Raw genomic sequence first — 12,870 nt, forward strand, 5'->3', positions numbered from 1 at the left:
TGTTAATGGAAAGAGCAATATTTGCAGGCGGATGTTTTTGGTGTATGGTCAAACCCTTTGATAGTTTACCGGGAATTGAATCAGTTATCTCAGGCTATACAGGAGGAACCAGTGAAAATCCAACTTATTTAGAAGTGAAAAGTGGTCAAACCGGGCATACAGAAGCAGTTGAAATCATTTATGATCCATCAGTGATTTCGTATAATGAATTAGTAGAGATTTATTGGCAGCAAACAGATCCGACAGATGCATTTGGTCAGTTCGAAGATCGTGGCAGCAGTTATCGACCAGTAATCTATTTCTTTGATGAAAACCAAAAAGAAATTGCCAATGTGAGCCGAGATAAATTGCAAAATAGCGGACGTTTTACGGAAAAGATTGTTACTCAGATTGAACCAGCGACGACTTTTTATCCTGCGGAAGAAGAGCATCAAGAATATTATCAAAGAAATCCTGAAAATTATACAATAAATGCTGAACGTAGAAAGAAATTTATCAAAGAGTTTTGGGAATAGAAGGAAGAATAACAAAGAGAAGAAATTTTGTGCTATGCAATTGAGAAAAAAACATTAGTACTAAACAAAGCGCTGGTCCATTACTGGACTAGCGTTTTTTATTTTTCTGCAGCTGAAGAGCGTTGCATAAACTGAACACTACTAATCAAGTTTTCTAATAAATCTTTTCCATTTTGAGAATATGTACAGAATTTTTCCTTACCTAAGACAACAATCAAATAAATTATTTCTTCTATTATATATAGTTTACTTCGATTTAAAAGTGCGGTCATTGAGCTAAATCTTTTATCGAATTTATTTTCTGTTTTATGAAATTGGATAAGTCGAGAAGTTTCATATTTTGTGATTTTAACTGTCATAAGATATTAGTTTACTCAGTAGAAAAATCTGGGACTTTAAAGATTTTGAAGCCATTCACTAAATGGAATCTCATATAATAAGAGAAGAATCAGACGGATATATCATAATGATTTATAGGAGGAAAAAGCATGGTTAGAAGAGTTTTCTTCAGTTTTGATTACGAAACAGACTTAGCACGGGCTTTAGTAGTTAAAAATAATTGGACACTAAAAGAAAACGAAGAAGCTGGATTTATTAATAATGCAGAGTTTGAACGAATAAAACGAGATGGAAGAGAAAATGTAAAAAGTTGGATCGATAAACAATTAGTTGATACACGTGTGACAGTTGTTTTGATTGGCAGTGAAACTTTAGATTCAGAGTTTGTCCAATATGGTATCCAGCAGAGTTATGCAAGAGGGAATGCTCTTATCGCAATTAAAATAGGTCAAATTAAAAACTTGAATAAGCGAACATCTTTTAGTCAATCAACCGTTAAAATCATTGGAAGAAATAAATCAGGTGAACTTCTGTGGTTTGACGAAATCATCGATGCAGAATACGACTATAGCAAACATAATGGTTTTGAAAAGCTTGAACAATGGGTCGAACAAGTAGAACAAACACGTATTAAAAAATATGCTTGATTACAATCTATAGTAAAGCAACAAACTAGACAGGAATATTTTTTTAAGAACAGATGCTTAGTGGATAAATAAGCACCTGCTCTTTTTGAATAAATTTGATTAAATTTTTAGTTTCTTTATAGTTGCTAGATTGCTTTAAATTCTATAAAAATCATCATGATTGAATTTTATTCACAAATAAATAATTTGTTTTTTTAAACTCAAAATAGGCTTGATAATCTAAATAGGTTTCGTTATACTCGTAAAGAAAAGAACTCGGTTTAAAATAAGGTTATGGAGGTGCTCACGTGTATAAGAATGATAGAAAATGACTATGAAACCCATTTTTACTTAGAGTTTCTAAGCAAGTGAGACAAGTCAATATTCCTCCGAGTCTTTTATTTGAAGCGTAAAAATATACGTTTTTCCAATAAATCGACTGCTCTTTGAGGAACGTACTATTTAAATAGGTATGTTTTTTTGACGTATCCAAAAGTCAGTTCTGTCATTTTAGAAACCGTTTCAAGTGAAATTATAAACTTAAATAGGAGTGAAAAAATGAAGAAAATTGTAGCGGTAGTAAGTTGTTTATTATTGACCATTTTAATTGTGGGGACAAAAACAAATGAGGTCAAAGCAGCAAAAAAAACTAGTAAAGTTCAACGACTGGTCGACAGCAAAGATATTAAATCAGATGATTTCTTTGTTGATGCAAAATGGTTGAAGAAACAAATGAAAGATGATGATAAAACTGTTGTGATCGAAGCTTCTTATGGTGAAGGGAAAGACTATAAGAAAGCGCATATTCCAGGAGCTTTGCATATCGACACGATGGAAATCGAAACGGAAGAAAATAACTGGAATATTCTAGATGCAGAAACATGTAAAGAAGTTTTCTTAAAACGTGGGGTTACCAAAACAACACCAGTAGTCATCTATTCAAGCGATATCAATGCGGCTTCAAGGGTGGCTTTCGTAGCTTATTGGTTAGGTGTTGATCAAGTAAAAATTTTAGATGGCGGATTTGATGCTTGGGAAAAAGCAGACTATAAAGTTGAAAAAGGCGCTGAAAAGGGAACCGCAGCCAAAGATTTTGGAGCAACTGTACCAGGAAGACCAGAAAGTTTGATTTCAACTTCAGCTGATTTATTAGCAGCAAAAGAAAAAAATCCTGACTTAGTACTTGCAAGTATTCGTTCGTGGAAAGAATTTACAGGCAAAACTAGTGGTTATGACTATATTGAAAATGCAGGTGAACCTGAAGGGGCTGTCTATGCTAAATCCAGTAAAACAAGTGCTGATGTAGCTCAATTGATGAATACTGATGGTACAGTCAAAGATCCAACTAAGATTTTTGCAGCTTGGGAAAAATGGGGTATCACACCAGATAAAGAAGTTGCTTTTTATTGTGGAACTGGCTGGAGAGCAGCAACGGCCTTTTTCATTACTAAACAAGAAGGTTGGAAAGATATTCGCTTGTTTGATGGTGGCTGGTACGATTGGGATAAAGCACATCAAAAAGATCCAGCTAAATATCCTGTTCAAATCGGTGATCCTAGAGATAAAGACAAAGTAGAAATTTTAAACTAATGAAATTGTTGCGTATTATTCTTCATTTATTGCAAATTGGGTTGCTTTACGGCATGTATCTAGTTAGTGATCTCTATGCGAATCATTTAGGCTTTATGCGAAATGTTTCTTATTACTCACAAAAATTTGACAATAGCATGATCGGTAGCAAAGTTTATTTGCTACCGCTTGTGTTTCTTGTGCCAGCACTTTTACTAATAATAAAAAAAATAGACTTAGAAAAAATTCTGCTATTATTTTTTAGCATCGTTTTTCTAGGATGGATATTCTTATTTGAATTACAAACAATGCCTATTTATTATTTAGTTTGTGGTTTGCTTTGCCTAATTATTCTGATACAAGGAATCATAGTAGTAACAAAAAGGAGTTAAAAAATGGATTATTCACATGAGACACTTGAATTGGCTGAAATGATTGCTGAAACGTGTACAGGCTGTAAACGTTGTATGAAGGATTGTCTTTTTTTACAACGTTATTGTGAGGATCCTCAAGAATTGTTTCAACGTTTTTTAACAGAAGGATTAGAACCGATTATTCCTTATTCATGCATGTTATGTGGCCGTTGTGCTGTAGTATGTCCATTGCAATTGAAATTAGATGATGCATTTCTTTCGATTCGACGGGATATGATAAAAGAAGGTCTTCCATTGAAGCAATTAAAAAGCGTGGAATTGCATCAAAAACTTTCAACTAGTAAATTATTTACTGCAGTGAATGAGAGGAAGTGAAGCTGAGATGAAATACGGATTCATGGCTGGTTGTGCGCTTAGCTCAAGCAGTCCAGAACAAGTCAAAAATAGTATTGAGTATCTAAAGAAATTCTACCCAAACTTGGCAGTTATCCAAGGATGCTGTGGGAAGCCAACTAGGATGATCGGCCAAGAAATATTATTTCAAGAACGCTTTAGCCAATTGACTGGACAAATTCGACAAGCTGACATTGACGAATTGATTGTGGCTTGCCAGGGTTGTATCAAAACAATGACGATTCAAAATCAATTTCCGACGGTTTCTTTATGGGTAAAAATGGTCGAATGCGGCTTACCTAAAGAAGTAATAGGTAAGGCGGCAGAGAGCGATGTCGTATTTTCTGTTCAGGATTCTTGTCCGACAAAAGAAGTGACCGAAATCCATCAAGCTGTTCGGTCCATTTTAGAACAATTGGGGTATCAAGTCGCTAAGAGTCGCTTAAGTGGTAAAAATACTTTGTGTTGCGGAATGGGTGGGATGTGTGGCGTAACGAATCCATCTTTAGCCAAAGAATTTGCAGAAAAACGGGTAGAAGATTTTGGTACCAAGCATATCGTAACTTACTGTGCGAGCTGTACTTCAGCAATGGTTCTTGGAGGAGGCCAAGCATGGCATTTATTAGATTTGATTTTTGGTCCGGTCATTTATGAGCAGGATAAAAGTGAAGCACATCCACTAGCAAATCCTCTTAAAGCATGGAAGAATCGTTATCAATCAAAAAAAATTGTAACTAGGAGTTAGGTGTAAAAATTGAAAAAGGTAAAAAAGGCAATAGTTAGTATTTTAGCAGTTGGGTTATTATTTTCGTTAGCAGCATGCAAAACCACAAAATCAAAAGAAGCAAAAACAGAAGCTTCGATTAGTACATTTTCTCAAGCCGAACAAGAAGGCAAAGGGCAAACGGTCACTTTTTATGGTTACGGCGGAGATGAAAAAGCTAATTCGTGGGTAGATGAAGTAGTCGCTCCTGCAATGAAAGAAAAATATGATATCAAAGTCAAACGTGTTCCAATGGATATTGATCAAATATTAAATAAATTAATGACTGAAAAAGAAGCGGGTTCTAAAACTGGAGACATTGATGTGATCTGGATCAATGGAGAAAATTTTTATACTGCTAAACAAGCCGATTTATTGTATGGACCAATTACAGATAAGGTAGAAAGCTTCGAAAAATTAATGGATGTGAATGGGCATAATTCTAACTATGATTTTGGAGTGAAAATCGATGGCTATGAGGTGCCTTATGGAAGTGCTCAACTGGTTTTTGCTGGGGATAAAGAACGATTCAAAGATGGATTTCCAACCGATAGCCAGGCTTTATTAACTTATGCCAAAGCGAATCCAGGTAAGATTACTTATACAGCACCGCCAGAATTTACGGGAAGTGCATTTGTTCGTAATATTATTTGTGATATTGTTGGATATGATAAGGTAGAAAATGCTTCAGCAGACAAGGAAGAACTATACAAAGTAATCAAACCAGGATTGGATTATTTAAATGAGATCAAACCTTATTTATGGCAAGCTGGAAAAACCTACCCAACGACAACTGCAGAATTAGATCAAATGTTTGCCGCAGGCCAAATCGATATGAGTTACAGCTACGCTCAAATGCATGTAGCCGAAAAACGTAGTGATAATGAATTCAAAGACACAACAGAATCATTTTTATTTGATAAAGGAACGATCGCTAATCAAAGTTACTTAGCAATTGCTAATACGTCTAAAGTAAAAGCAGGAGCATTGTTATTAGTAAATGAGATGACTAGTGAATCGGCTCAACTAAAAAAAGCTGAAGCTAAATATGGATACAGTATTCCACCGTTCGATTCTGAAAAACTTTCTGAGACGACCAATCAAAAATTGACTGATTTGTACAAAAATCAAGGAGTACTTTCATTAGAAGAAATGCAAGAAAAACAAATTCCTGAAGTGCAAGCAGAAAAGATCCCAATCATTGAAGCGCTATGGAAAGAACATGTATTAAATGAATAGAAAGCTATTGTTAGCAGCTCCTTATTTGTTATTGAACGGCGTTATTATTTTTGTTGCGCTGTTCAAAGGACTGCAAGTAAGTCTCGGTTACTATCCGTTGATAGGGCTGCGTGATATAACAGTTAATTATTTTAAACAGGTCTTAACGACCGCCTACTTTCAAAAGTCGTTAGGTTATAGTTGCTATATAGCACTAACCGCGACTTTTTTGGCGTTGGTCTGCGGAATTTGGATGGCTTTTTTATTGCTGAAAACCAATTCTAACCTTTTGCAAAAAGTAATCAGTCTGCCAATCTCATTGCCTCATATCATTGTAGCTTTATTAGCAGTACAATTATTCAGTCAAACAGGTATTATTTCTCGCTTTTTTTATCAAATAGGTTGGATAAATGATATTGGACAATTCCCATTACTGATTCATGATGTAAAGGGTTATGGAATCATTTTTGTCTTTTTATATAAAGAAATTCCTTATGTAGCAATTACGATTTTAGCTATTTTAAAACAGCTCCAATTTGGATATATCGATGTAGCTAAAAATTTAGGTGCATCACAGGTTAGAATTTTAACGACGATTATCTTACCAATGATCCAAAAAACGATTTGCTCGATGTTTGTTATTCTGTTTTGTTTTACTTTTGCTTCATTCGAAGTACCGTTTTTATTGGGAAATCCCAGCTACGAAACTGTTTCGATGGCAGCATATGATTTATTTACGCAAGCAGATCTAGCGTCAAGACCTCAAGCATTTGCTTTAAACCTTGTGATGTCAGGTATTTGCCTTTTTGTCAGTGTTTTATTATTTGTTATTAGTAGTCTATTACCAGGAGGGAGAAGTACTAAGTGAAAATAAAAAAAAGAATTTCCTTTATTTTCTTAGGTGTCATAGCATTGCTGATTACTCTCCCATTAAGTTTATTGTTTTTTTGGTCCTTTAATGGTAAATGGATGTATCCTGCTGTGTTTCCAGAACAATATACGTTGAAAATATTTCGTCAAATGCTGCAAGAACCTAACTTTTTATCAGCTATTTTAAATACCGTTTTGATTGGAATGGGGGCAACTATAGGTAGTTTACTGATTGCATTACCAGCTGCCCGGTACTTTGCTTTCCAAAAAAAGTGGTCGCAACGTTTTGTGGAGATTCTGATTTATTTACCATTGATTTTACCTGTGATCGCCATTACAACTGCAAGTCAAATTTTATTCTTGAAATTTCATTTAACTGGTAGTTTTAGTGGTGTTGTATTAATCCATATTTATTTTTGCTTGCCTTATGCAATGCAAATTCTGTTAGAGAGTTATCGGAAAATGGGGGAGGAATACAGTGCAACGGCGTGCACTTTAGGGGCGGGAAGTCTACGTACTTTTTATTTAGTGACCTTACCGCTATTACGGCCGGGAATTATTACTTCGGCTTCATTAGTATTCATTGTGTCGTGCAGTCAATATTTGCCGACTTTCTTTATCGGAGGCGGTCGCATTATTACTTTATCATTATTACTTTTACCTTACGCCAATAATGGCCGTTTAGGAATTGCTTCGGCATATAGCTTGATTTTTTTAGGATGTACACTAATCGGTGTCTTTATGCTAAAAATGATGATTGGAGGAATCAGTCATGGGAGTAAGTGTTCGTAATTTAGCACTTCATTATGGAAAAAAAGCAATTCTAGAAAATATATCTTTTGATCTCTTTGATGAAGAAGTAATCGCTTTGTTTGGTCCTTCAGGAGTAGGGAAGACCAGTTTACTAAAAATGATTGCTGGAATCCAACCTGTAAAAAAAGGATCAATCCAATTTAATGGTAACGACAGTCAGGCAGATACAGTTTTAGTTTTTCAAGATTTCTGGCTGTTCCCACATATGACGGTTAGCGAAAATATTGCTTTCGGATTGAAAGCACGAAAATTTACAAAATCAGTGATTAACCAAAAAATTGCTCAAATGATAACTGTCTTTGATCTAATTGGGTTAGAAAATCAATATCCAGATCAATTATCGGGTGGCCAAAAACAACGAGTAGCCCTTGCGCGAGCAATTGTTTTAGAACCTAAATTACTTCTGTTAGATGAACCATTTGCTAATTTGGATAGTCATTTAAAAGATTCAATGCGCCAATATTTGATTGCATTAAAGAAGAAGTACCATTTTGGAATTATTATGGTGACGCATGATCTTGAAGAAGCATTCCAACTAGCTGATCGAATGATCATGCTTTTAGATGGGCAGCTCAAACAGGATGCATCCCCTGAAGAAATTTATCGTTCTCCTAAAAATCAAAAAATAGCAAAAGCAATCGGAGAATATAATTTTGTCAAAGGGACGATTAGAAATAATTCCTTCTATTTAAATGGCGAAGAAATTCAAATTTCAAATCCAGAAGCAATCAATAATCAATCGATGTTATATATTCCTTCAAATACAAAAATAAAATGTGTTGAATCAGGGATTCCATGCAAAATAAAATCAGTCGATTGGACACCGAATGGTCAACGAGTCCAAGCTGAAATTGCGGGGACAAGATGTCTACTAACAAATCTTTCTTTGAAACCAAATATGGAGGAAGTTTTGCTTCGATTTGAAGAACCGCTTTTAGTGGTAAATCCATGATCTCAATTATTATCCCCACACTAAATGAAGAAAAAACAATTGAAAAATTACTAGATCAATTTGAAAATATGACCACTTCCGTTCCGTTTGAATTGATTATTGTTGATGGCGGCAGTAATGATCAGACCGTATCGCTAGCAAAAAACTACGGCCAAGTCTATCAATTGTTGGATGCCAATCGAGGTGCCCAGCTTGCTTACGGAGCAATGAAAAGTTCTGGTGACATCTTATGGTTTTTACATAGCGATACTGTGCTTGAAACAACGAACGACATATTAACGACCATTGAAAAAAACGTTCTCGATCCAGATTATAGTGCAGCTTTTTTTAGAATAAAATTTGATTCAACTGAATTTTTTTATCGCTATTTAGCAGTGACCTCGACTTTACGAGCACGCTTTTTAGGATTAATCTTTGGCGATCAAGGATTAGTAACGACTCGTGAAAATTATGAGGAAGCAGGTGGTTTTGAGTCGCTTCCTTTAATGGAAGATTGGTGTTTAAGCCGTCGTTTAAGAAAAATTGGGAAATTCCAGCTGCTTCCATATACTATTCAAACATCCAGTCGTCGCTTTCAAAAAGGGAAATTGCGTACGCATTTAAGAATGCATCAAATAAAATTGTTGTATTTATTTGGAGTATCGCCTAAAAAATTAGTTGAGCGTTATTACAAATAGAAGGAGATCACAATGTTAATCAAAATCCATACGTATTTAAAAGAATATCATTTGATTGAGAAACTCCAACTTTCTGATCCAGTTACAATCGAGTTTTTAGCTCAGGGTGAATACAACCAAAATTTCTTGATTTCAGATCGAACAAAGAAATTTGTTTTCCGCTTGAATTATGGTAGTCAACTTCATTTGAAGAACCAAATCCAGTATGAATATCAAGCATTGAAATGGCTAGAACGGACAAAACGTACACCTCGAGTTTATCACGTGGACGATCAAAAAAAATTTTTTGATCAAGGCATATTGATTATGGAATATCTAGCGGGTGAGCCTTTAGATTATCGCAAGGACTTATCAAAAGCGGCAAAAATATTTGGTGAGATTCATCAACAACCACTAGATGAGGCTGCAGATCGTTTATTTGTTAAAGAAAAGCAATCAATCCTTGCTGCTCGGGTGGCTGAATGCGAACAGTTACTTGAGCCAGTTTTCAAGAGCAACTATGTTTCTAAATCGGCCAAGAATCAATTAGCTGATGGCTTGGATTGGTGCAAAAAAAATGTAAACCAGCAACAATTCTTCATCGATTTGGATCATTGGTGTGTAGTGAATACGGAAGTAAACTCACATAATTTTATTATCGGTCAACAAGGTTTTTTGATTGACTGGGAAAAACCGGTCATCAGTCATGCAGTCCAAGACATTTCACAATTTTTAGCGTCGACAACTACTTTATGGCGCAGCAATCTTGTTTTGAAACAAATGGAAAAAGAACAGTTTATTCAAGAGTATTTGAAAGTAACCAATTTTGACGGTGAAATATTTAAAGAGGCACTCCATATTTATCATCCATATTTGATGTTACGCGCCTTATCTTGGTCAGCAATGGCTTATGATAGCTATCAAAGAAATACGAAGAAATTACAAAATCAAGAAATTTTCGAGAAAGTAAAAAAATATTTGCAAGAGGATTTTTTGCGCGAAGCCTTAAAGGAGCAGATCATTGAATAAAAAAGCGTATATACTGTTCACACGTATTCCAACTCCAAATAAAGTAAAAACGCGGTTGCAGCCAAAACTTACTGGAGAAGAAGCCGCTCAAGTACAACTAGAACTTTTAAAAGATAGTTTCATTAAATTTGAAACATTAAAAAACAATGGGATTGATCTTTTTTTAGCGTACTCAGATGAAGCTGATCTGACTATATTTTTAAAAAGCCTGCCTGAAAACTTTGAGTCATTCCCGCAGATTGGAGAAACAATTGGCGACCGAATGGATAATGCAATCAAAACAATTTTTGCTAAAGGCTATGAACAAGTCATTTTGACTGGAAGTGATATCCCAAATCTAAATCAAAAAATACTCCAGCAGGCGTTCGCCAATCTGGAAGAAGTCGTGATCGGTCCTTCAGCTGATGGTGGGTATTATTTGATCGGTTCGACCTCTTTGATCGATTTATCACCAATTTTTCAATCGAAAATTGACTGGGGAAAGCAAGCTGTTTTGCAGACAACGATAGCGATCTTATCTAAAAGTAAGATTTATTTACTACCAACATTAAAAGACATCGACTATCCTGAAGATTTATTAGAAGTGACAGAACACAGCGGAAAAGACAATCATTTTTTTAATCGATGGTTGGAAGAAAATCGAGGACGAATCCTATGAAGAAAGTTATTTTTGATTGTGATAATACTTTTGGGCTACTAAACCATGATATCGATGATGGTTTAACATTACTTTATTTACTAGGTGCTCCGACGATTGAAATATTAGGCGTTACGCTAACTTTTGGCAATAGTGACTTAACTGATGTTGAAAAAATAACGCAAGACTTCCGTCAAAAGCTTAATCTTACATTTGATTATTACGCTAGAAATCAAGCACAATTTTTAGTCGATCAAGTGAACCAATATCCTGGTGAAATCACTCTTTTAGCGACAGGCGCACTGACAAATTTGGCGCAAGCGCAAACGATAGATCCTGCTTTTTTTAGTAAAGTAAAAGAAATCGTTTTGATGGGTGGGGTGGTGAAACCACTAGTAGTCAATCAAACACTTGTTGAAGAGTTGAATTTTTCAAGCGATGCTCTCGCTACAGAAAAAGTGCTTTTAAGCCAAGCTAAGCTCACGATTATGAATGGCCATATGACCGCCCAAGCATTTTTTTCAAAGAATGATTTAGAAATTTTTCTTACTAAGATAAGTGGATACCTTTCAGTACAAAGTTTTAACTGGTTCAAGGCGACCTTGGAAAGTTGGATACAGTGGAATGAAAAACAGTTTAATTTTAAAGGATTTTGCAATTGGGATATGACGACGGCAGTGTACTTAGAACAGCCTGAATTATTTAGTGCTGAAAATTATTATCTAGCAGCTAAACAACCCGAACTAATGGTTGGGAAAATGAGAATTGTAGACACTTCAGCTTATTTAATTAAAATGCCGGATCAGTTAACAAATATCATTGAATTCAATCAGTTAGTGATTGATCGTATGACTAAAGGATTGAGTAGATAGGAGAGAAGATCAATGAAAAAAATTCTCGGTTTTATCTTATTTATACTGGGTATTTTCATTTTGGCTAATCATTTTGGATTTATTGAATTATTGACGAACATTGACAATTTGCGCAATATTTTAGAAAGACTAGGATGGATTGGTTATCTCTTTTTCATCTTATTATCGATTGTTGTAGCGGTCTTCCTATTACCTGGACAATTCTTAGCTATTGTTGGAGGTTTGGTTTATGGTGGTTTTGTCGGGGGATGTCTGACGATCGTAGGTGCTTCACTAGGCTGTACGATTTCATTTATTATTGGAAAATATCTTGCGCGAGATTACATTGTTCAACGGTTCAAAAATGATGCAACATTTCAAAAAATAGAACAGGGTGTGCGAGAAAATGGTATTTCTTTTTTGATTTTTACACGCTTAGTTCCGATATTTCCATTTGCAATTCAAAGTTACGCATATGCTTTAACTCCGATGAGCCTCAAAAAATTTAGTCTGATTTCTTTTCTGACGATGATGCCTGCTAGTTTTATATATACGTTTATGGCATCAGAAATCGCAAGTAAAGGGATTTCTTTTTCCGTATTCATTGAGTTAGCAATCGCAGGGATTTTGCTATCATTATTAGCTTATTTGCCCCGAAAAATTAGTCGAAAGATCCATCGTCTAGATACTGAGTATAATAAAACGAAATAGCCAACCTAGACTTTTATATAGGTTGGCTATTTATTATTTAATAAAAAGATAAATGACGGAGTAAACATAATAAGCTAAAATCAGTAGGGAAATAATACAAGATGCTTGAATGAAAAAACCACCACGAACTGGTTTAGTTACTTTGACTTTACGTGATTTTCTACGAGTCATTTCAACAGGAACTGTATCGATTTCGGTTACTTTCCATTTTGGATTTCTAAGAAAAACAATGGCTAGTAAATCGATAAACAACGTAGCTTGTAAAATGACACTAATAATTGAAACGACTTGATCATTTTTTATAATACGAAATGCTAATAATATCGCCATCAATAAATCGATTAGTATAGTTAATACTATGGGCATAGGAACGCTCCTTCAAACTAGGTTTAGTTAACACAAAATATTATAGCATAGAAATTCTCAGATATTTTCGAAATATTTGTGAAAGTAACAAGGTAAAACTTATTTATTTTTTTTCAAAGAGTACATAGTCCAATATAGTAAGCATGCCAAAAGAGAGAATAAGAGTAAAAAACCTAACCCCAGTGCGC

16 protein-coding genes are annotated in these 12,870 nt (G+C 34.9%); 14 read left to right on the forward strand and 2 right to left on the reverse strand.

Features of this window, described 5'->3' with window-relative positions:
* Positions 1 to 5 precede the first annotated feature (5 nt).
* The gene (msrA, locus tag ACKTSC_RS04500; RefSeq protein WP_407856111.1) at positions 6 to 515 is read left to right on the forward strand and encodes a peptide-methionine (S)-S-oxide reductase MsrA; all 510 of its coding nucleotides are present in this window, start codon (positions 6 to 8) and stop codon (positions 513 to 515) included.
* A 98-nt stretch (positions 516 to 613) separates the two neighbouring features.
* Here msrA and ACKTSC_RS04505 read toward each other — a convergent pair whose 3' ends face one another.
* Positions 614 to 874, reverse strand: a complete 261-nt coding sequence (locus ACKTSC_RS04505; RefSeq protein ID WP_332580539.1) for a hypothetical protein — start codon at positions 872 to 874, stop codon at positions 614 to 616.
* A 129-nt stretch (positions 875 to 1,003) separates the two neighbouring features.
* Between ACKTSC_RS04505 and ACKTSC_RS04510 the strand changes: the two genes are divergently transcribed.
* From ACKTSC_RS04510 to ACKTSC_RS04570, 13 genes are all read left to right on the forward strand, one after another.
* Positions 1,004 to 1,501, forward strand: a complete 498-nt coding sequence (locus ACKTSC_RS04510; protein WP_407856110.1) for a TIR domain-containing protein — start codon at positions 1,004 to 1,006, stop codon at positions 1,499 to 1,501.
* Positions 1,502 to 2,038: 537 nt separating this feature from the next.
* The gene (locus ACKTSC_RS04515; RefSeq protein WP_407856959.1) at positions 2,039 to 3,070 is read left to right on the forward strand and encodes a sulfurtransferase; all 1,032 of its coding nucleotides are present in this window, start codon (positions 2,039 to 2,041) and stop codon (positions 3,068 to 3,070) included.
* Positions 3,071 to 3,444: 374 nt separating this feature from the next.
* Positions 3,445 to 3,798: a 4Fe-4S dicluster domain-containing protein gene (locus tag ACKTSC_RS04520; RefSeq protein WP_407856109.1), complete on the forward strand. Its 354-nt coding sequence runs from the start codon at positions 3,445 to 3,447 to the stop codon at positions 3,796 to 3,798.
* A gap of 7 nt (positions 3,799 to 3,805) precedes the next feature.
* Positions 3,806 to 4,561, forward strand: coding sequence for a (Fe-S)-binding protein (locus ACKTSC_RS04525; protein WP_332580535.1), 756 nt, complete (start codon positions 3,806 to 3,808; stop codon positions 4,559 to 4,561).
* Between the two features lie 9 nt (positions 4,562 to 4,570).
* Positions 4,571 to 5,818, forward strand: a complete 1,248-nt coding sequence (locus tag ACKTSC_RS04530) for an ABC transporter substrate-binding protein (protein WP_407856108.1) — start codon at positions 4,571 to 4,573, stop codon at positions 5,816 to 5,818.
* On the forward strand, positions 5,811 to 6,665 hold the full coding sequence (locus ACKTSC_RS04535; protein WP_407856960.1) for an ABC transporter permease: 855 nt from the start codon (positions 5,811 to 5,813) through the stop codon (positions 6,663 to 6,665). The genes ACKTSC_RS04530 and ACKTSC_RS04535 overlap by 8 nt, the downstream gene beginning before the upstream one ends.
* Entirely contained in the window at positions 6,662 to 7,459 is a 798-nt protein-coding gene (locus tag ACKTSC_RS04540; protein ID WP_407856961.1) for an ABC transporter permease, read from the forward strand. The genes ACKTSC_RS04535 and ACKTSC_RS04540 overlap by 4 nt, the downstream gene beginning before the upstream one ends.
* Positions 7,440 to 8,432: an ABC transporter ATP-binding protein gene (locus ACKTSC_RS04545; RefSeq protein WP_407856962.1), complete on the forward strand. Its 993-nt coding sequence runs from the start codon at positions 7,440 to 7,442 to the stop codon at positions 8,430 to 8,432. The genes ACKTSC_RS04540 and ACKTSC_RS04545 overlap by 20 nt, the downstream gene beginning before the upstream one ends.
* Complete coding sequence (locus ACKTSC_RS04550; RefSeq protein WP_407856963.1) at positions 8,429 to 9,109, forward strand: TIGR04283 family arsenosugar biosynthesis glycosyltransferase; 681 nt, start codon at positions 8,429 to 8,431, stop codon at positions 9,107 to 9,109. The genes ACKTSC_RS04545 and ACKTSC_RS04550 overlap by 4 nt, the downstream gene beginning before the upstream one ends.
* A 12-nt stretch (positions 9,110 to 9,121) precedes the next feature.
* Entirely contained in the window at positions 9,122 to 10,117 is a 996-nt protein-coding gene (locus tag ACKTSC_RS04555; RefSeq protein WP_407856964.1) for an aminoglycoside phosphotransferase family protein, read from the forward strand.
* Positions 10,110 to 10,775 (forward strand): TIGR04282 family arsenosugar biosynthesis glycosyltransferase, encoded by a 666-nt coding sequence (locus tag ACKTSC_RS04560; RefSeq protein WP_407856965.1) that lies wholly within the window; start codon positions 10,110 to 10,112, stop codon positions 10,773 to 10,775. Before ACKTSC_RS04555 ends, ACKTSC_RS04560 begins: the two co-directional genes overlap by 8 nt.
* Entirely contained in the window at positions 10,772 to 11,626 is an 855-nt protein-coding gene (locus ACKTSC_RS04565) for a nucleoside hydrolase (RefSeq protein WP_407856966.1), read from the forward strand. Before ACKTSC_RS04560 ends, ACKTSC_RS04565 begins: the two co-directional genes overlap by 4 nt.
* 12 nt (positions 11,627 to 11,638) lie before the next feature.
* On the forward strand, positions 11,639 to 12,316 hold the full coding sequence (locus tag ACKTSC_RS04570; protein WP_332580526.1) for a TVP38/TMEM64 family protein: 678 nt from the start codon (positions 11,639 to 11,641) through the stop codon (positions 12,314 to 12,316).
* Between the two features lie 33 nt (positions 12,317 to 12,349).
* Here ACKTSC_RS04570 and ACKTSC_RS04575 read toward each other — a convergent pair whose 3' ends face one another.
* Positions 12,350 to 12,682: a hypothetical protein gene (locus ACKTSC_RS04575; protein WP_407856967.1), complete on the reverse strand. Its 333-nt coding sequence runs from the start codon at positions 12,680 to 12,682 to the stop codon at positions 12,350 to 12,352.
* Positions 12,683 to 12,870: the final 188 nt, after the last annotated feature.

The sequence above is a fragment of the Enterococcus hailinensis genome (genome assembly GCF_045862035.1).
Taxonomy (GTDB): Bacteria; Bacillota; Bacilli; order Lactobacillales; family Enterococcaceae; genus Enterococcus_A; species Enterococcus_A hailinensis.

What these genes read in the sequence shown, in the direction of transcription:
- ACKTSC_RS04520 (WP_407856109.1), top strand. Translation starts at nt 3,445, where the DNA reads ATGGATTATTCACATGAGACACTTGAATTGGCTGAAATGATTGCTGAA.
- ACKTSC_RS04525 (WP_332580535.1), top strand. Translation starts at nt 3,806, where the DNA reads ATGAAATACGGATTCATGGCTGGTTGTGCGCTTAGCTCAAGCAGTCCA.
- ACKTSC_RS04510 (WP_407856110.1), top strand. Translation starts at nt 1,004, where the DNA reads ATGGTTAGAAGAGTTTTCTTCAGTTTTGATTACGAAACAGACTTAGCA.
- ACKTSC_RS04570 (WP_332580526.1), top strand. Translation starts at nt 11,639, where the DNA reads ATGAAAAAAATTCTCGGTTTTATCTTATTTATACTGGGTATTTTCATT.
- ACKTSC_RS04505 (WP_332580539.1), bottom strand. Translation starts at nt 874, where the DNA reads ATGACAGTTAAAATCACAAAATATGAAACTTCTCGACTTATCCAATTT.
- ACKTSC_RS04545 (WP_407856962.1), top strand. Translation starts at nt 7,440, where the DNA reads ATGGGAGTAAGTGTTCGTAATTTAGCACTTCATTATGGAAAAAAAGCA.
- ACKTSC_RS04515 (WP_407856959.1), top strand. Translation starts at nt 2,039, where the DNA reads ATGAAGAAAATTGTAGCGGTAGTAAGTTGTTTATTATTGACCATTTTA.
- ACKTSC_RS04575 (WP_407856967.1), bottom strand. Translation starts at nt 12,682, where the DNA reads ATGCCCATAGTATTAACTATACTAATCGATTTATTGATGGCGATATTA.
- msrA (WP_407856111.1), top strand. Translation starts at nt 6, where the DNA reads ATGGAAAGAGCAATATTTGCAGGCGGATGTTTTTGGTGTATGGTCAAA.
- ACKTSC_RS04555 (WP_407856964.1), top strand. Translation starts at nt 9,122, where the DNA reads ATGTTAATCAAAATCCATACGTATTTAAAAGAATATCATTTGATTGAG.
- ACKTSC_RS04565 (WP_407856966.1), top strand. Translation starts at nt 10,772, where the DNA reads ATGAAGAAAGTTATTTTTGATTGTGATAATACTTTTGGGCTACTAAAC.
- ACKTSC_RS04550 (WP_407856963.1), top strand. Translation starts at nt 8,429, where the DNA reads ATGATCTCAATTATTATCCCCACACTAAATGAAGAAAAAACAATTGAA.
- ACKTSC_RS04535 (WP_407856960.1), top strand. Translation starts at nt 5,811, where the DNA reads ATGAATAGAAAGCTATTGTTAGCAGCTCCTTATTTGTTATTGAACGGC.